The following is a 20004-nucleotide window of genomic DNA, read 5'->3' on the forward strand; positions in this document are numbered from 1 at the left end:
TCCTTTCTTTGAAATAGTAATTTTACACCCTCATTTAAGTACTCAAATTAAAAAAAAGAATTTTCCTGAATTTTATATTTTTTTGAAATTTTTATCAAGAAATTTTACAAAAAGTGTTGAAAAAATATAAAAAAAATGATAACATAGTTCTGCTAGAAAAAATTCTTGTAAGACATAATAAAAATGTTTTAAAATCAAAAAAGACAAGTAGTGGCATTCCAATTAATTATCTATATTAATTTTTTGGATATAATTTCCCATATAATTTTTAATCTTTTTTAATAAAAAATGTGAGGTAAATATGAAAAAAACAGTTAAATTTAAAATTATATCAATTGCACTAATGCTTTTATTATTGGTTCAATTAATGTTACCAATAAAATCTTATGCAACAGATGTTCCAACAAAAAATTATTACTATATTTCTGATATGGACTATATATCTGCAAATAAGTGGTCTTATGTAGGGTGGGGAAAAATAAAAAAAGACAAGAACATCGAAGGAAAAAAAATAAGTTTATTAGTTGACGGAGAAAAGGTATTTTTTAATAAAGGAATGGGAGTTCACGCAACTAGTCAACTTACATACGATATATCAACATATTCAAACAAATATACAAGATTTGTTGCAAAACTTGGTGTTGATAGTTCAAAAAATGGTCTTGGTGATGTTTGGTTCAAAATATCAGTATCTAATGATGGGAAAGATTGGAAAGAAATATATAAATCTGATCCTGTGACATCACAAAATAATGCACTTGAGATAGATTTAAATATCAAAAACTATAAATATTTAAGACTATATGCTGATCAAAACGGCTCAAATGCTGTAGATCATGCTGTTTACGCAGATGCCAGATTAGTCGAAGAAAATTACAATATTAAAACAGAACTATTTAATGAAATAGAACCACTTTCATATTATGATAATATTTTAAATAAAAATAGTGTAGAAGAAAATTATAAAGATAATCTTGAGTTAGTTTTCAAAAGAGAGTTGGTTAATCGATTAGGTTATTGGAACATACAAACTGCAGTGAGAGATGATTCAACTAAAACAATGAAAGAAACCTTAACTTGGATACTAAATGATATGCAAAATTTACAATTGTTTATAGAATCTGGAAATATCAATAATTCTGAAAAATTTTTAATTGCCTTAAATAATCTATATACAAATAATAAAAAAATCATTGGTGATGATAAAGATGGGTTAATTTATAAAAAAATGTTAATAGCTTTAGCATTTGCCTATAGTTCTGATATCCCAGCAACACCACTAACATTTAATTCTCCTATGGCAAGCTATGATATAAACAAAAGATTTGATCTTGTAAAAAATCTTTATGATAATAATTTAATGTTATATAAAGAAGATTTTAAAAATTATGAAATGGAATTATTAAGATTTATAATGAATAATTCTATTGCAAATGATGAATTAAATTGGTTGAGAGAATATGCAGAATATAAGTATGCAGACTTAAATAAACGTTTAAATCCTTATAATTACATGAATTATATTCATCCAAAATATAATCAAGATAGATTATATTCTAAAGAAAACGAAAAACAATTTAATGAAAAATACTTATTAGATAAATATAATATAAAATATGGCTTAAATGATGATGAAACAAAAACTCCAAAAACATGGATGGTAATGGAAGCCGGAGGTATATGTTGGAATATATCAAGATTAGGTCAAAACTTAGCAAAAACACATGGAATTCCATCTGTTGGAGTATATCAACCAGCTCATGAAGCATATTTAAATTATTCGTTAAATTCTGATAAAAAAGGAATTTGGTCATTAGGAAATAATATCTTCGGATGGGGGAAAAGTTCGACATCATGGTATGGCGGTAATGTTGTACGTTTATTATTTAATTGGAATAATAAATCATTTACTGTTAAACCAGCTAATGATTCAAAAGCAGGAAATAGTGCTGGATACCAATTACTTGGACAAGCAGCATTAAATGAATATGATAAATATTTAGAATCTTACTTTTATTATTTGATTGCTAATTCATATTCTGATTTAAATAAAAAAGAAGAAATTTATAATAAATCGTTATCTATCTTAGATATAAATTTAGATGATTATGATAAATTAATTACAATTTATAAAGAAATTGGTAATAAAACTAGCACAGATTGGAAAAATCTTGCAAAAAAATAATAGATGCTTACACTTATTATCCAATGGCAATGGTAGATTTATTAAAATTGATAGAACCAAACTTAGATAACACTGATGCAATTGAAATTGATATGCTAAAAACAGAAAGTCTAAAGACAGCTGCAGATGCTAAAAAAACAGCAACAAATAAAGATACAATACAACCTGATGCAACAGCTGAAATAGCAGAAGTTCTACTAGGAACAAGTAAAGTAGATCTTGCATCATTCTCATTTGATGGTGAAAATGCTAATAAAATTGTAATGAATTCAAAATATGATAATTATGATTTCCAAGTACAATACTCTTTAGATGGCGGAAATACATGGATAGCAACTTTAAATCATGTTATAACATTAACAAAAAAGCAAGTTAAAAGTATTAATTCAAAAGATGACATAAAGGTAAAAATTAGTGGATCAAGTCAAATATTTACTATAGATATTACAAATGGAGAAACAGTAGATGATCTAACATTAAATATGAATGATGATGAAAATATTTTTATTGGTAAAACGGATTATTTAGAATATAGTTCAAATGATGGTATTTCGTGGAATGATTATAACAATCAAAGATTTGAAACAAAAGAAAAAATTAAAGTAAGATATAAATCTCATGGTACAACTTTAAATGGAGAAATCAGAGAATATCATTTTACTAAAAATGATGATAAGACATTAGAATACGTTTATGTAGAAAATATTAATTATATTCAATCTGGTTCATTCCAAGGTGGATTTGCTCCTGAAAACATGATTGATGGAAGTCCATTCACTTCATGGCATACTAAATGGGGTGAAGTAGCACAAGATAAAACATATGTGATAAGCTTTAATAAAGCTAAATACCTATCACAAATATCATATGATCCGGCTGGATTAAATGGTAGAATTAAAACAGCAAAAATCTATATAAGTTTAGATGGCGTTGAATGGAATTTAGTTAAAAATTCAAATGTTTTAGCAAATGATGCAAATAGGAAATATATCAAATTAGATGAGTCTGTTGCAGCAAGATTTGTTAAAATAGAAGCCACAGAAACATATGGAAATCATGAAGGACCAAATAAGTATGTAAGTGGAACAAGATTTAATTACTATGAAGATACAACAAAAGAATTTAAAGAACCTGAAATTGAATATTCAATAAATTCAATAACAAACAAAGATGTAGAAGCTAAAATAAAACTTACCTATGGTTGCACATCTATTGGAAAAAACAGCCATACATTTACAGAAAATGGTATGTACACATTTAAATATAAAGATGTAAATGGTGAAGAAAAAGAATTAATAGCAAAAGTAACATGGATAGATAAAATAATACCAACAGCTACTGTAGAATATGATGTTACAGGTGAAACTCAATTTCAAGTAAAAGCAACATTAAAAAATATATCTAAGAAAAATGTTACAATAATTGATGGTTCAGATGGAACATACACATTTACTAAAAATGGGGAATATACATTCAAAATTAGAGATAATGCTGGAAATATTGGTGAAATAGTAGCAAAAGTAACACGGATTGAAGAAAAACAAGAAATAGAAGAAATAATAAAAGGAGATATAAATGGAGATGGCGTTTTTGATATTGTAGAATTAACAATATTAAATAAGCATCTAATCGAAACTCAAAGAATTATTGATTCTAAATGGTTAATTGCTGCTGATTTAAATAAAGATGGAAAAATAGATATTGTGGATTTATCAATTTTAAATAAGAAAATTAACAAATAAGTTATCTTAACTTAATAAAGGAAAAATATGTACAAAAATATATTAATAAGTATTATTGTGGGGTTAATATTTTATTCAATAAATGTAAAAGCATTAAGTAATATAGATTCAACATTAAATTCAAGTGTAAATGACAAAAATGTAATAGTTACTTTGAATGTAAAAAAAGCAAATGAAGGTATTGACGCTTTAACAGGGAAAATAGAATATGATGCATCTAAATTAGAATTTGTAGAAGTAAAAAGTGCAAATAATAAATTAAAAGAACCCTTATATAATGAAAATAACGGTAAATTCACAATATTAATAAAATCTGATTCTGTAATAACACCATCTGATATAGTGACATTTAAATTTAAAATCAAAAATAATATTAAAGGAAGTACAGAGATTAAAATAAAACAAATAACTGCAGCCACATCAAGTGATAAAAAAATAAACTTAAATGATAACTCATCTATAATTAATATTAGTAATACTATCGTAGGTAATAATGATAGCAAAAATAATAAAACTGATGGAAAAATAGATAATGATGGCGAAAATGACAATACTAGTAATAAAATAGATAAACCTAATAATGAAGATAAAGTTAAAACTGATAAAGAAAATTCAGATAATAAGCAAACTAATGATAAAATAGATAATAAAAAAGAACCCTCTGAATTATTGGAAGATTCAAAAAAAGAATATAACAAATGTATATATGTTATAGTTGCAATTTCTATTATATTAATAATTATTATATGTAAAGTAAAAAAACATAATAATAATTAAATGTTAAGTAATCTATAAATTAGATTAATTCGGGTCTCTAAATTTTGGCGGGGTTTGTCAAAATAAGACTCTATAATTTAGCGGGGAGTATTAACTCCCCACTTTATTTATAGTTGAAAAAAGGTGTCTAAAATCTAGCGGGGTCTTAGATACCTTTTATTGTGCGAAAACAATTCTTTTTTTGGTTATTTATTTTTTTTATACTTTCCTCTTTTTTTGCCTTCTACTTTATGTGAGTTTTTTTCATTTGTCATTAATGGTAGTGAATTTTTATTGATGCAAAACATGATCCTGTTTCTTAATCTTTCAAAATTTTTATATTTTAATGATGTTTTCATAAGTACTTTTATTCTTCCGTTGATAGATTCAATAGGACCATTTGATATTCTTCTTTCATCTATGTAGATAAATGAGTTTAATATTTCTGTTTTCCAATTTTCAAGAAAACTTATGACATCTTTGAATTCGTTGATACGCATTTGTTTAAGTTCATTATATAATTCATCATATCTTATAGAAGCAGTATCAAATGTATAATCCTCATTGAAGTCTAAATAATTTTCTTTCCAAAGATAAGCTTTTTTTAGTAAAGGATCTATATCAAGTATCAATGACAATATTTGAGGTTTGTTGATCATATATCCAATTTTCTTATTAAATTTAGGTAAGTTATCTTCAATATCACCTTTTCTCATCATAAGAAGATAATATTCAACACTATCTTTATCATACTTATACATGATATGTATTCTTAAATTTTTAAGAGCATCATTGATGTTTTTAACGACATGAAAAGAATCAACCATGACAACGATATTTTTAAAATGATGATAAGCAAAATCTCTATAAGTTGTATTCATATCAATACTGACATATTGAACATTTTCAAAGTCCTTTTTATCAATATATTGCATATATGAATAAAGGTCATATTTCTTTCTGCTTGGATAAATGTCAATGATTTGAGCGGATTCCCAATCGATGAAAATACAAGCAAATTTATTTTTGAAAGTACCCAAATAAAATTCATCAATAGATAAAACTCTAGGAAGATGAGCAGGTTTCATATCAACATATTGATCGAAGATATTGATAACAGTGGAAGGAGATATATGATTTTTTTCAGCAATCGAAGAGAAAGTATAATTAAGCCTTTTACAATCTTTGAGGACAACGAGAATGGTAGCATTAGAAATTCTTTGTTTACGAGAAGAAAAAGGGTTAGATTCAACAAATGTTTTACCACAATCAATACATTTAAATCTTCTGCATCTGTAATAAATGACAGATTTATTCATATTAAAGAGAGAATGAGATATTTTTCTAAGTTTATAATCTTTGACATGAGAATGAAGACTACCGCATATAGGACAGACTTCAATTTTTTGAGTAAGAGTAATAGAAATAATGATCAAATCATTTTCTCTAGTAATAGATAGATTTTGAACATCAGTAGGTTGTAAACCAAATAAGTTTATAGTATCATAATCCATGAGTTAAGCACTCTCCTTTCATAGTTAAGATTGTTTTCGCAAACAAATGATAACATATGAAAGGACTCTTTTTTTAGCGGGGAGGAAGTGACATGAATATACACCCCACAAATTTTAGAGTAAAAAAAAGACACTCCCCGCTAAATTGAGGAGTAAGGGGTATACCCCGTTAAAATTTAAATATCTATTAATTCTATTTTATAGGTTTTTAAATGTCTGAAATATTCATTTTTGATTAGGTTTATCAGCCTTAAAATTTCTTTTGGTATATTAGATTGAACCTTTTCTTCAATACTTTTATAATTATTTGTAGTCCTTTAACTTCTAACTTTATAAATGATAGTTACCTAAATTCTAAATTAGGAAGTAGTCAATTAGTTCAAGAAATGGATCTTTATCAAAATAATTTTTTAAAGCATTTGAAAAATAAAAACAAGGTTCTAAAAAATATAGGCTCTGTGTCAAGAGTGGAGGATAAAGGAATAACTATTGAAAAATAGGGATTCCTTTTTTCGTATCTTTGTAAGTAAAAGAGTAAGAATAACCAAGATGTAAAAATATGCGCTTTCTTAAATTGTAGAAATATCTGAAACCATATGCATTTCTTTTGATAAGTTTGATTTTATTGTTCATACCCTCAATAAAGCCATTATTGAAACTTGTCTTATATGAGCCTGTTCTTCTTTTATAAATAGTTGTATAGGAAAGTGAACACAAAAGAGGAATAAACCATTTCTTCCTGAAGTTCTTTGCAGTTATAAGATAATAACTGTTTTGAGTATCAAAGATATAATCAAGCCATCTGTTTAATTCATTTTTATAATCATCATGTTTCTCATGAATAAGTTTTAAGAGATTCTGATAGATTTCATAGTTGTCAAGCATTTCCATAATAATGAGAGAATCAAACATAGTATTATGATGACAGTTATCCTTGTTTCTTCTTTCGCTGAGAGTGTAAAGATAGTCAATATATGAAGCACAGGTAAAATATCTTTTGAGATGAAAATCATACCATGTTTTGTCATTATCCAGATCTTTTTTATATTTATAGAATAATCTCAAATTTCTTTTAATGGATTTAGCTAAAGGCTTGTCATGAAGGAAAGAACAAGCATCAAGTCTTGACTGTATGAAATTCTGACCAGCAAGTCTTATATAATGGAATCTGTCACATATGATCTGGGCATGAGGAAAAAGAGAATGCATAATACAGTAAAAAGAAGAAGAGAGATCCATAATAATGAATTTTACTTTTTTCTTTCATGGAAAGGAAATCTAAGGAAATAGTTTCTAAGGAAAGAAGCCTTTCTATCTTCAATAATATCAAGAGTTTTACCAGTGATAGGATCAACGATATTGAAAGCATAAGTTCCTTTATCGGAAGTTGCCTTGAATTCATCAATGGAGATAACAGAGGAGAGATGATAGAATCTGTCAGGGATATGAATATTTTCATTAAAGATACGATATATTGTATTTTTACCAAGACCATGCATTCTGGAGATGGAAGCCATAGAATAATTTTCCTTCATTTCAAAAAGAGCAGACTGAACATTAGGGACAGTTGCTTTTCTGTTGTCGAACTGGAAAGGAATATTTTCAGAGAAATAGGAAGAACAGTCTTTACAGATATAAAGGTGATAGGAAACGACAAGAACGACAGGGATAGAGCCAAAGGAGAAATGTTTAAGTTCGATAGATCTCAAACCTTTAGAGATATGATGGTTAAAGGAAGAACAGTGAGGACAGACAAGAGGAACGACAGGAGACTGAAGATGAATGAATAAGGTAATGACACCATTGGAATCAGGAATTTTTTTAATACAGGAAGAAGAATCCATAAAAGGTGCAGGGACAAAAAGATGAGAAAAAACATTAATTTGTAGAATTTCAAGAATAACATTGATATAATCAGTATTGGACATAATATATAACCTCCTAGAATTTTGGTAGCACATAAATTTTATAGCAAGGTTATAGTTATGTCTATTTTAATATAAAATAAAACTGAAAGATTTATTTAATTCCTCCAGTTAAATTATAGAGCCGTTAATCCTTTTCCACCTGTTCCTTTTAATTTAGTGGAGCAGGATGTGTTCTTTGAAAATTTGATACACATTCATCAGATACTTTCCTGTTAGATTCAGCACTTTAACAAGTACGCTTGTCGGTTTATACTTGGTTATAAAATTAGGTAGCACCTAATTTGCGATTACATCTAACAGTATTAAAGATACTCCTGCATAGCCACAGACTCAAGCAATGGGTGCAGCCCGGAGAGATCCTCGGGGAGGTGAAATTCCTGTGATATTGATTTAGCAAGTCAATAGTTTGATGAAATCCCGTACTGAGGGTATTAAGACAAATATCAGTTAAAACTAAAAAAATAAAAGAAATAAATATTATGAAAGTCAAGGTATTTATATGTACTTTGGCTTTTTTACATATTAAGGAGGAAATTTTAATGAAAAGAAAAAATTATAAAGTAAAAGTTAAATTGATATTTGAAACAACTATGGATCATTCACAAACAAGTATGCAAAAGGCACAAGAAGATGTTAATCGTGTTTTAACAGATTATTTAAAAGATAAGAAGTTAAATATATTAAATCTATTTAATGATAGACCACCACACATTATATATAAAGTTGAAAAGAAAGATGATTAAATCTGATATAAAAAAAGGAGATATTTATTATGCGACACTAAATCCTGCTATTGGAAGTGAGCAAAAAGGAGAAAGACCAGTGGTGGTTCTTCAAAATGATTGTGGCAATAAATATAGTCCGACTGTTATAGTTGCTCCATTAACAAAGATAATAAAAAAAGAAAAATTACCAACACATATTTTAATTCATAACAATGATTTTTTAAGGTATAATTCTTTAATTTTATTAGAGCAGGTTAGAGTAATTGATAAAATAAGAATATTTGCCTATTTAGGTAAACTAACAGAGCCTCAAATACAAAAGATAGATAAGGCTTTAATAAATGTTTTTGAAATAGATATTAGAAGAATAGAAAGAGAGGGAAAAGATGTTAAAAAATTTTAATAAAAGAAAAAAATATATTGTAAGTATTAGTAGTAATAAAAAAATGGAATATGTAGAAGTAAGTGCAAAAAACAAAAAAGAGGCAAAAAATATGGTTATAGATGTTTTAATGAAATGTGACTTATTTCCTTTTGTATCAAAAGATAACTTTCAACTATTGTGTAAGAAGATATGAGTTTATAAACTCATATGTAGGAATAGAAAAATTCCATATTAAAGGAGAGGAAGATTAAAAATGAACAATAAAGAAATTGAAAAATTGGCAGAAAAGTTAGAAAGATGTAGAAAAATATCCTTAGATGAAGTTAATCAAGATGAAGTAGATGAAATAACTGATATAAAAATTGATAAAAGAAAACAAAGTGGAGAAAGAATACTTGATTTTTTAAATAAGGTAAAAAACCCTTATATTTTTAAAGTTAATGGAAAATTAGTAAGAATAAGATTTTCTGATACAAACAAAACCGCCAATGATTGCTTGACGAATGTACTTAAAAATCTATATAGATAGTCAAGTTTACAAAATTAAAATTTCTACCTTCGTAAAAAAATAAAATTTGAATTATGATTTGTTTGTAATTTGGAAGGAGGAGGTGGAAATGTCAGGTCGTGGCAATAAAAAACTAAGTCGAAAAAACGATGAAAATAGAAGATGGCATATTGGTGTATATGGGAGAAGATCATTTGATGATGGAGAAAATAGTGAATCTTATACAATTAAAAATCAAAAAGCGTTGATTGAATCGTTTCTGGAAAATAAGGCTAACATTGAGATTGAAGATTACTATATTGATGATGGCTATACCGGTACTAATTTTGAAAGACCGGATTTTAAAAGAATGTTGCAAGATGTGGTTAATGGAAAAATAAATGGTATTATAGTAAAAGATTTATCAAGATTAGGGAGAAATCATAGAGAAGTTGGAAAATATATTGAAGAAGTATTTCCTGTTTATGACATACGCATTATTTCCGTAAATGATAATGTAGATTCTTATTTAGATCCAGATTCAATAAGTAGTTTGATAGTACCTGTAAAAAATCTTATGAATGAGAACTATTCAAGAGATATATCTAAAAAAGTTGCAAGTGCTTATAAAGTAATGGCGAAAAACGGTGAATTTGTTGCAGGAACAACACCTTATGGATATATGTTAGACTCGGAGAATAAACATCATTTAGTAATAGATCCTGATGAAGTTGATATTGTGAAAAAGATATTTGATATGGCATTATCTGGAAGTGGACGACCAACGATTTGTAAATATCTTAATGATAGTGGGATTTTATGTAGAAAAGAAATTCAAAGAAGAAAGAAAAGAAAATTAACACTAGACCCATTTGAAATAAAGTCGAATTATCTATGGAGTACATCTACGATTGGTAGAATGCTCCATAATGAATCATATATTGGTAATTTAGTTCAATTAAAAACAACAAGAGCAACTTTTGGAAGTAAAAAAATCATTTCAAAAGATGAAGATGAATATATTCGTTCTCAAAACACTCACGAAGCAATTATATCTAAGGAAGATTTTAATAAGGTACAGAAGTTAATAAAACAAAATGATAAAAATAAAAAACATAAAGCACCAACAAATTATTCGATATTTAATGGAATACTTAAATGTTCTGATTGTGGTAGAGCAATGACTAAGCAAGAGGATTTAAGAGGGAAAACCCAAATTTCTAATTACTTTTGTATGACTTATTTACAGGTAAGTAAGTCTTGTTCGCCTCATAAAATAAAAACAAGTGATTTAGAAAATGCTGTTTTAGAATCTATTCAATTACAAGTTAAATTAGTAATAGAGTTGGAAAAAAGTTTATCTAAACTCTATTTTAAAAATAATCAGGGCTCTATTGAAAATGAATATAAGAATAAAGTGAAAATTGCAGAACTTAAAATATCGAATTTAAAAGAAGATAAAAGGAAATATTATGAAGAATGGAAATTTAATAAAATAGAAAAAAGAGAATTTATTAAATTATCCGAAGAAATTGAAAATAAAATTACTAAATTAAATGAAGATATAGAATTATATACATTTACTTATAAAGAAAATATCAAAAAAATTAGAAAGAATGATTATTGGATAGGTCATTATAAAAGAAATAGGAAGATTAAAAGACTAACGAAAGAAGTTTTAAATGAACTTATAGATGTTATTTTCGTTAGAAAAGATGGAACTTTGGATATTAAATTCAAGTATCAAGATGAATATCAAAGTTTAGTAAATTATTTAGAGGAGGAAGCAAAGGAAAATGAAAAAGTGGATATTAGGAATATATCGCAGGCGTTTGTTCGATGAAAAAATAGAAGAAGAATCAAATAGTGTTGTAAACCAAAAGAAACTTATAGATGACTACCTAGTTGACAAGGATGATATAATGATATATAAAGATTACGTTGACGATGGTTATACTGGTACAGATTTTGATAGACCCAGATATAAAAAAATGCTTAATGATATAAGAAAGAAAAAAATAAATGGTGTCATAGTAAAATATTTATCAAGATTAGGGAGAAATTATATTGAGGTAGGAAATTTTATTGACGAAATAGTACCACAGTATGGATTAAGATTTATTTCAATAAATGATAAAGTAGATTCCTATTTAGAACCTAATGTAATGGATTCATTAGAAATACCATTTAAAAATCTTATGAATGAAAGTTATTCTAAGGATTCTTCAAAAAAGATGCGTTCATCACTTAAAGCAAGTAAAAAGTCTGGAAACTTTATAGGCAAAATTGCTCCTTTCGGTTATTTGAAAGACCCAGAAGATGTTCATAAACTTATTGTTGATAAAGACGCTGCAATTATCATAAAAAAAATATTTAATCTAGTATTAAAGGGAAAAAGCAAACAGGAAATAATAGAAGATTTAACTAATAATAATATTTTAACACCAAGTATTTATTTAAAAGAAAAATATAGTATAGAGGTTGGTAAAATATCAAAGAAATGGAATACAAAAATGTTAGATGCTATATTGCAAAATCAAACATATATAGGTTCACTTGTTCAGTGCAAGAGAACTAGAATAAGTCATAAAACACATAATATTGTAAGAGTTCCAGAAGATGAATGGGTCATTTCAAAAGAAAGACATAATGCAATTATTGATGAAGAAATTTTTAATCAAGTACAGGATATTCTATATAATCGAAATGTTAGAGTTAATAAAGAGGGTAAATTTTATAAATATACTGGTTTTTTGAGATGTTCTGAATGTGGTGCAAATTTATATAGACTTACAAAAATAAAAAACAAAAAAGAAAAAGTTTTTTATTATTGCAGCACTTATATCAAAACCAAGCAATGCAATAAACATTATATACAAGAAAAGGAATTGGACGAAATTATTTTAAGTACTTTAAATCAACATATAGAATTGGTTTGTAATATAAAAGAAAAAATTGATGATACTATTTCATTATCAAGGGCAGAGTATAATGCTGAAATAAAAAAAATTAGAATAGTCGAGATAGATAAAGAATTAGAAAAATATAAATCATTATTAAATGAGCTATTAAAAGATTATAAATGTGATTTTGTTTCAGAGGAAGATTATGATGATTTTAAACAAAAATATCTATATGAAATAAATAAACTAAATATAGAAAAAGAAAATCTGAAAATCAATAAAATAAACTCTTATGATTTTGAATGGTTAAATAAATTTAAAAAAACAGGAATGATAGAATCAGTTGATAGAAACACCGTAGATAGTTTTATTAAGAATATATTTGTTGATAATGAAAAAGGTGTAGATATAATTTTTAGATATAGTGATCAATATAAATTGGCAGAAAGGTATCTGAAAAAACAAAATAATGTGATATAATATATAAGAAAAACGCTTGATTTTATTATAAAAAATTTTAGTGCGAAAGGAGTAGATTTATATGAACAATTTAGAAAACCAAGGGGGGGTTAATAAAAGTGGTATCAACTGGTTTCCTGGCCATATGGCAAAGGCACGAAGAGAAATAAGTGAACGTATGAAGGTTATTGACATTGTGATTGAATTGGTTGATTCAAGGGCTCCTTACTCATCAAAAAATCCAATGTTAAATGATATTATTAATCAAAAACCAAGATTGATTGTTTTAACTAAGAAGGATATGTCTGATGATGAAAAAACGAAACAATGGGTTCATTACTACGAATCTATTGGTTATCAGGCTATGAGCGTAAATTTAAAGAACTTTAATGAATACCAAAAGATTATTGAGAAATGTCGCAAGGTTTTGAAACCTAAAATGGATAAAGAAAAAGCTAGAGGCATCAAACCAAGAGCAATCCGTGCTATGGTTTTAGGAATACCTAATGTTGGTAAATCTACTTTTATTAATAAATTGGCTAATCGTAAGGCGACTGTAACAGGGAATAAACCTGGAGTGACAAAGGCACAACAGATTATACGAGTTGCTAAAGATTTTGAATTGTTTGATACACCAGGTGTATTATGGCCTAAGTTTGAGGATGAACATATTGCTAGAAATATTGCTCTTTTAGGCTCTATTAAACAAGATATTCTTCCTTTAGATGATTTGTTTGTATATGTCATGACATATTTGACAAAATATTATCCTGATCTATTAAAAGAGAGGTATGGTCTAGAAATTGATTTAGATGATTCGGATTGGTTACTAAAAGCATTTGATCATATTGCTCAAAAACGCAAGATCAAGTTATTGCGTGGAGAAACAGATTATGATCGTGTTATTCAACTGGTTTTTAGTGAAATTTATGATGGCAGTATTGGGAAGGTCACATGGGAGGACTATACATGTGTGAAAGATTAAGGTATGAAAAAGCTGCTTATGCATTAGGAAAATCTTACATTATTGGTTTAGATGAAGCTGGTCGAGGACCAATGGCTGGTCCGTTGGTTGTTGCAGGTGTTATTTTTGAAAAAGGATATTATCATGAAGCTATTAATGATTCTAAGCAATTGTCTGAAAAAAAGAGAGAATCTTTATATGACTTAATTATCCGTGATGCATTGGCTTATCAGATAGAAATTATTGATGTTGAAGATGTTGATCGCTTGAACGTTTATCAGGCTAGTAAAAAAGGTATGATAGATGCCATTCATCATATCGCTATTCAACCTGATTTTGCTTTGTCTGATGCAATGCCATTAGGTGATGAAATTGCCCATAATGCAATTATTAAGGGTGATAGTCTTTCTATGAGTATTGGTGCTGCCAGTATATTGGCAAAAGTGACAAGGGATAGAATTATGAAAAAATATGATTTGCAATATCCTGAATATGGTTTTGCTCAACATAAGGGATATCCTACAAAACAACATAAGGAATTACTAAAAATGTATGGCGTGACGCCAATACATCGTCGTTCTTTTCAACCTGTTATTGATATATTGAATGAACAATTAGCACTTGAACTTGAGGTTTAAGTGTTTTCTCTTGCTTGAAAGTCATCTTTTTTAAAAAAATAAAACTTTTTTAAAATAAAAAAAGAAAAATGGCATAAAAAAGATGAATATAGAAGTAGGAGGGTTATTATGGAAGAATTAGTATTGTATTTTTCGTTAAAGTATGAAGGTGATTTTCAAAGCATATATAATGCTTTGATGCGTAAAGAACAGGTGGATGAAAAATTGCGATGTGAATTGAAGAAAAAGTTGAAATCTCAATATACAACACTCTTTAGTCATGACTATCCTGAACAATTAAAGTTAATTAATTGTCCACCATTTGTCTTGTATTATTATGGAGATTTATCCTTAGTGAAAGAAAAATGTATTGGTGTTGTTGGAATGCGTGAAGTGGATGATTATGGTAAACGTGCTACTCAGGATTTTGTTAAACAGTTGATTGAACAGGATTATATTATTGTTAGTGGTATGGCACGGGGTGTGGATACAATTGCACATCAAAGTACTATCAATAAGAATGGTAAAACGATTGCTGTTTTGGGGACAGGAATAGAGTATTGCTATCCAAGAGAAAATCGGATACTCTATGATGAATTAAAGTTGCATCATTTGATAATGAGTGAATATCCTTTTATGACAGCACCAAAACGTAAGCTGTTCCCATTTCGTAATCGAATTATATCAGGACTATCAAACAGTCTTTTGGTAACACAAGCACGTCAAAAAAGTGGAACTATGATTACTGCTGGCTATGCTTTGGAACAAGGTAAAGAAGTTTATTGTATACCAGGCCGTTATGATGATTATAATGGTTGTAATGAATTGATTAAACAAGGGGCAAAAATGGTTACAAATGTTCTTGATATCATTGAAGATGAAGATTTGGGTTGACAAAATGGAAAAAAAAACTAATAATAGAAAAAACGTAGGAGGTAAGCTATGGGTAAGAATTTAGTGATTGTGGAATCACCATCAAAATCAAAAACAATTGAAAAATATCTAGGTTCTGATTATGTGGTGACTTCATCAAAGGGGCATATTAGAGACTTAGCAACAACTGGTAAAGGTGGCTTAGGTATAGATATAGAAGATAACTTTAAACCAAATTATGTTATTAATAAAGATAAGAAAGATGTCGTAAAAGATTTAAAGAAATGTGTGAAAGAAGCGGATTATGTTTATCTGGCAACCGATCCTGACCGTGAGGGAGAGGCTATTTCTTGGCATTTAGCAGATGAATTAGGATTAGATACAAACTTAACAAATCGTGTTGTTTTCAACGAGGTGACTCATGATGCAGTTGTTGCTGCTTTAAATAATCCTCGTCAGATTGATCAAAATCTTGTAAAATCTCAGGAGACAAGACGTGTTTTAGATAGAATTATTGGATTTAAGTTATCTAAGTTATTACAAAAGAAGATCAAATCAAAATCAGCTGGACGTGTTCAATCAGTGGCTTTACGTTTGATTTGCGAAAGAGAAAAAGAGATTGAAGATTTTATTCCAGAGGAATATTGGAGAGTCAAAGCAAGCTTTGAGAAAGATGATATTGCTTTTGAAGCCGAACTTGCTAAGTATCAAAATAAAAAGATTGAATTAAAAAATGCTGAAGATACTCAGCGTGTATTTGAATCTTTAGATAAGCAATTCATTGTTTCAGATGTTAAGAAAACACAGAAGAAGCGTAGTTCAAAGCCACCGTTTATTACATCTACACTTCAACAGGAAGCATCTTCTAAGTTGAATTTTAAAGCCAAACGTACAATGATGATTGCTCAAAAATTATATGAGGGAATTGATATTGGAGAAGAGACAGTAGGTTTGATTACGTACATGAGAACTGACTCTATTCGTTTGTCGGATGCTTTTATTGGAGAAGCGAAACCATATATTGAAGAGAAATACGGAAAAGATTACGTTGGTAGTGTAAAGGTTTCTAAAAAAACTGAGAATGTTCAAGATGCTCATGAGGGAATTCGTCCAACCAGTGTTATGCGTACACCTGAGAGTCTTAAGGAGTATTTAAAGCCAGAAGAATATAAATTATATGCACTTATTTATGCGCGTGCAGTTGCTTCGTTAATGGCTCCAGCAAAATTGAATTCAACAACTTTGTCATTAGATAATAATGGATATGAGTTTAAGGCTAGTGGATCAGTTATTCAGTTTGATGGGTATTTAAGAGTGTATGGAGCATATGAGAAACAAAGTGATGAAATATTACCAGTAGTGACAGTTGAAGAAAAATTACTGAGTAAAGATATTCAAAAGTCACAACACTTTACAAAACCGCCAGCTCGTTACACTGAAGCAAAATTGATTAAAGAATTAGAGGAATTAGGGATTGGTCGTCCAAGTACTTATGCAAGTATTATTGATACTATTGTAACGAGACGATATGTGGATACTGTTGATAAAGCGTTTAAACCAACTGATTCGGGACTTCTTACGAATGAAAAGCTGGTTCAATTCTTTGAAAGTATTATTAATGTTGAGTATACTGCTCAAATGGAAAAAGAACTGGATGAAATTGCAGAAGGTGAAGATGACTATGTGCATGCTTTAACGACTTTTGAAGATAAGTTTGAACCTTTGTTAGAAAATGCTTATGAAAATATGGAACAAATTCAACCTGAAAAAACTGGTGAAACATGTCCTGAATGTGGAGGAGATCTGGTCATTAGAAAAGGAAAGTATGGAGATTTTGTAGCGTGTTCTAATTATCCGACTTGTAAGTATGTGAAAAAGGAACCAGAAGATATTCAATATACTGGTGAAGATTGTCCAAAATGTGGAAGTAAGATGATTTATAAGAAGGGGCGTTTTGGGCAGTTTGAAGCATGTTCTAATTATCCTGAATGTAAATACATTAAAAATGAGAAAAAGAAAGCAGAACCACAAGTGACAGATGAAGTTTGTCCAAATTGTGGAAGTCCAGTTGTCATTAAGAGAGGACGTTTTGGCGAATTCAAGGCATGTTCTGCTTATCCTAAATGCAAAACAATCATTAAGTAAAAAGTCCCACAAGGGACTTTTTCATTGGAAAGAGGGCTAATGAAATGGAAAAAGTAAATGTCATAGGAGCTGGTTTGGCTGGAGTTGAAGCAGTGCATCAATTGATTAAACAGGGTATTCCTGTACGTTTGTATGAAATGCGTCCAGTCAAAATGACTGACGCACATGAGAGTGAGTATTTTGCTGAACTTGTTTGCTCAAACTCATTACGTGCTGATGGGTTAGGGAATGCTGTTGGTGTTTTAAAAGAAGAAATGCGGATGAATGAAAGCATCATTATGAAATTTGCAGAAGAACATAGAGTTCCTGCAGGAGGGTCTTTAGCAGTTGATCGTATTGGTTTTTCAAAGGCTGTTACAGAATACATATCAACACATCCACTGGTTGAAGTGATTCATGAAGAAGTTCACAGTATTCCTTTGGGACCGACTATTATTGCATCGGGACCATTAACAAGTGAACCTTTATCAAGAAGTATTCAAGATTTATTGAATGAGGATTATTTTTATTTTTATGATGCTGCTGCACCGATTGTGACAAAAGAAAGTATTAATTTTGAGATTGCCTATTATAAATCAAGATATGATAAGGGTGATGCTGAGTATATTAATTGTCCAATGACAGAAGAACAATTTGATCTTTTTTATGATGCATTGATGAATGCGGAGGTTGTGAAACCAAAAGATTATGAAGAAAAGTTTTTTGAAGGTTGTATGCCTTTTGAAGAAATGGCAAGACGTGGAAAACAGACATTGCTTTTTGGTCCAATGAAGCCGGTCGGATTAGAAAAAGATGGTGGGAAAAGATCACATGCTGTTGTACAGTTGAGACAAGACAATGCTGTTGGAACGCTTTATAATATAGTGGGGTTTCAAACCCACTTAAAATGGCCAGAGCAAGATCGAATTATTCATATGATTCCAGGATTGGAAAATGCGAAAATTGTTCGTTATGGAGTTATGCATAGAAATTGTTTTATTTGTTCACCACGTTATTTAAAGCCGACCTATCAATTTATTGAGCGAGAAGATTTATTTTTTGCTGGACAAATGACTGGCGTTGAAGGTTATGTGGAATCTGCCCAAAGCGGTATGGTAGCTGGTATGAATATGGTTCGCTACTTACATAATCAGGAGTTATTAGTGTTCCCAAGGGAAACGGTTATGGGCTCTCTTGCTTATTATATTACACATGGTGATGAAACGAATTTTCAGCCCATGAAAGCTAATTTTGGTATATTGCCTGATTTGGCAATACGTGTTAAGAAGAAAGAACGTAAAGATGCCTATGCAACACGTGCTATTAAGAAAATGAAGGAATTCTTAAAAGATGAATCAATTTGATAAATACGTTCAGGAATATCTGGATGTTCTTAAATACCAAAAGAATTATTCATCATTAACAATTGATGGATATAAAAGAGAAATTGAACATTTTATTGTTTATCTCAATAAAGAAAATATTTGTGATTTTAAAGATGTTAGATATCCTTTCTTAAGAGGGTATCTGGCACAGCTGCATAGTGAAAACCTATCTCCAAAGACAATCAATCATAAGATGAGTAGTTTAAGAGGACTCTATCGTTATTTACAAACTCAGGGATATATCGATGACAATCCATTTCTTTTAATTGATTCATTGAAACAACCACTCAGAAATCCTGATTTTTTATATATTGATGAGATGATGGATTTATTAGACAGTATAGATACTCAGACTTTACTTGGTAGACGCAACAAGGCATTGCTGGAACTTATGTATGCATCTGGATTGCGTTGTTCTGAAGTTGTTGAATTAACATTGTCACAGATTGATTTTGAAAGACAGCTGTTATTGATTCATGGAAAAGGGAACAAAGACCGTTATGTACCATTTCATGATTATGCTGCTGATTGGTTAAAAACTTATATTGAAGAGGACCGTCCTGAATTGATGGCGGTGAAACATCTAGAACATCAATTTGTTTTTGTTAATAAGAATGGTGCGAAAATGACAAATCGAGGAATCGAGGATATTGTTAATCGTGTAACACAAAGGTATGATGCTACAAAAAAAGTTCATCCACATACATTCAGACATTCTTTTGCAACTCATCTGCTTGAACAAGGAGTGGATATTCGAGTTGTGCAGGAATTATTGGGACATTCTAATTTGTCAACAACCCAGATTTATACACATGTCACAAATCAGCATTTAAAAGAAGTTTATGATCATGCTCATCCAAGGAATAAATAAATCCTGAATTTGCTTAGATTAAAGGTGTCTTCAGATGGTTACAAGAGTCAATATGTAAGAAGTGAACTAAAAGTTGAAATCTTGCA

16 protein-coding genes and 1 pseudogene are annotated in these 20004 nt (G+C 29.0%); 15 read left to right on the plus strand and 2 right to left on the minus strand.

The window, feature by feature from the left end; genetic code table 11:
- Positions 1-301: 301 nt before the first annotated feature.
- From GQF29_RS18730 to GQF29_RS15225, 3 genes are read left to right on the plus strand one after another with little or no spacing between them, the layout of a single operon-like run.
- Positions 302-2185: an NPCBM/NEW2 domain-containing protein gene (locus GQF29_RS18730; protein ID WP_236916448.1), complete on the plus strand. Its 1884-nt coding sequence runs from the start codon at positions 302-304 to the stop codon at positions 2183-2185.
- Positions 2161-3927, plus strand: a complete 1767-nt coding sequence (locus GQF29_RS18735) for a discoidin domain-containing protein (protein ID WP_236916449.1) — start codon at positions 2161-2163, stop codon at positions 3925-3927. The genes GQF29_RS18730 and GQF29_RS18735 overlap by 25 nt, the downstream gene beginning before the upstream one ends.
- A gap of 27 nt (positions 3928-3954) precedes the next feature.
- Positions 3955-4704, plus strand: coding sequence for a cohesin domain-containing protein (locus tag GQF29_RS15225; protein WP_008790883.1), 750 nt, complete (start codon positions 3955-3957; stop codon positions 4702-4704).
- Positions 4705-4889: 185 nt separating this feature from the next.
- Here the strand turns inward: GQF29_RS15225 and GQF29_RS15230 are convergent, their stop codons facing one another.
- The gene (locus tag GQF29_RS15230) at positions 4890-6197 is read right to left on the minus strand and encodes an ISL3 family transposase (RefSeq protein WP_017143787.1); all 1308 of its coding nucleotides are present in this window, start codon (positions 6195-6197) and stop codon (positions 4890-4892) included.
- Between the two features lie 486 nt (positions 6198-6683).
- Positions 6684-8125 (minus strand): annotated as a pseudogene (locus tag GQF29_RS19105) (transposase).
- Positions 8126-8664: 539 nt separating this feature from the next.
- Between GQF29_RS19105 and GQF29_RS15240 the strand changes: the two are divergent.
- The 12 genes from GQF29_RS15240 to xerA all read left to right on the plus strand — a co-directional run bounded on the left by GQF29_RS15240 (position 8665) and on the right by xerA (position 19918).
- Complete coding sequence (locus tag GQF29_RS15240; RefSeq protein ID WP_008789967.1) at positions 8665-8868, plus strand: hypothetical protein; 204 nt, start codon at positions 8665-8667, stop codon at positions 8866-8868.
- Positions 8861-9253, plus strand: coding sequence for a type II toxin-antitoxin system PemK/MazF family toxin (locus GQF29_RS15245; RefSeq protein ID WP_008789966.1), 393 nt, complete (start codon positions 8861-8863; stop codon positions 9251-9253). The genes GQF29_RS15240 and GQF29_RS15245 overlap by 8 nt, the downstream gene beginning before the upstream one ends.
- Positions 9237-9428, plus strand: coding sequence for a hypothetical protein (locus tag GQF29_RS15250; protein ID WP_008789965.1), 192 nt, complete (start codon positions 9237-9239; stop codon positions 9426-9428). Before GQF29_RS15245 ends, GQF29_RS15250 begins: the two co-directional genes overlap by 17 nt.
- Before the next feature lie 60 nt (positions 9429-9488).
- On the plus strand, positions 9489-9764 hold the full coding sequence (locus GQF29_RS15255; RefSeq protein WP_008789964.1) for a DUF6870 family protein: 276 nt from the start codon (positions 9489-9491) through the stop codon (positions 9762-9764).
- An 88-nt stretch (positions 9765-9852) separates the two neighbouring features.
- Positions 9853-11565: a recombinase family protein gene (locus GQF29_RS15260; RefSeq protein WP_008789963.1), complete on the plus strand. Its 1713-nt coding sequence runs from the start codon at positions 9853-9855 to the stop codon at positions 11563-11565.
- Complete coding sequence (locus GQF29_RS15265; RefSeq protein WP_008789962.1) at positions 11519-13105, plus strand: recombinase family protein; 1587 nt, start codon at positions 11519-11521, stop codon at positions 13103-13105. The genes GQF29_RS15260 and GQF29_RS15265 overlap by 47 nt, the downstream gene beginning before the upstream one ends.
- 61 nt (positions 13106-13166) lie before the next feature.
- Entirely contained in the window at positions 13167-14069 is a 903-nt protein-coding gene (ylqF, locus tag GQF29_RS15270) for a ribosome biogenesis GTPase YlqF (RefSeq protein WP_008789961.1), read from the plus strand.
- A complete protein-coding gene (locus GQF29_RS15275; RefSeq protein ID WP_008789960.1) occupies positions 14054-14686 on the plus strand; it encodes a ribonuclease HII in 633 nt (210 codons plus the stop codon). The genes ylqF and GQF29_RS15275 overlap by 16 nt, the downstream gene beginning before the upstream one ends.
- A 108-nt stretch (positions 14687-14794) precedes the next feature.
- Positions 14795-15559 (plus strand): DNA-processing protein DprA, encoded by a 765-nt coding sequence (gene dprA / locus GQF29_RS15280; protein ID WP_008789959.1) that lies wholly within the window; start codon positions 14795-14797, stop codon positions 15557-15559.
- Positions 15560-15607: 48 nt separating this feature from the next.
- Complete coding sequence (gene topA / locus GQF29_RS15285; RefSeq protein WP_008789958.1) at positions 15608-17683, plus strand: type I DNA topoisomerase; 2076 nt, start codon at positions 15608-15610, stop codon at positions 17681-17683.
- Between the two features lie 44 nt (positions 17684-17727).
- Positions 17728-19026 (plus strand): methylenetetrahydrofolate--tRNA-(uracil(54)-C(5))-methyltransferase (FADH(2)-oxidizing) TrmFO, encoded by a 1299-nt coding sequence (gene trmFO / locus GQF29_RS15290; RefSeq protein ID WP_008789957.1) that lies wholly within the window; start codon positions 17728-17730, stop codon positions 19024-19026.
- The gene (xerA, locus tag GQF29_RS15295; RefSeq protein WP_008789956.1) at positions 19013-19918 is read left to right on the plus strand and encodes a site-specific tyrosine recombinase/integron integrase; all 906 of its coding nucleotides are present in this window, start codon (positions 19013-19015) and stop codon (positions 19916-19918) included. Before trmFO ends, xerA begins: the two co-directional genes overlap by 14 nt.
- Positions 19919-20004: the final 86 nt, after the last annotated feature.

Source organism: Coprobacillus cateniformis, from assembly GCF_009767585.1.
Classification (GTDB): domain Bacteria; phylum Bacillota_I; class Bacilli_A; order Erysipelotrichales; family Coprobacillaceae; genus Coprobacillus; species Coprobacillus cateniformis.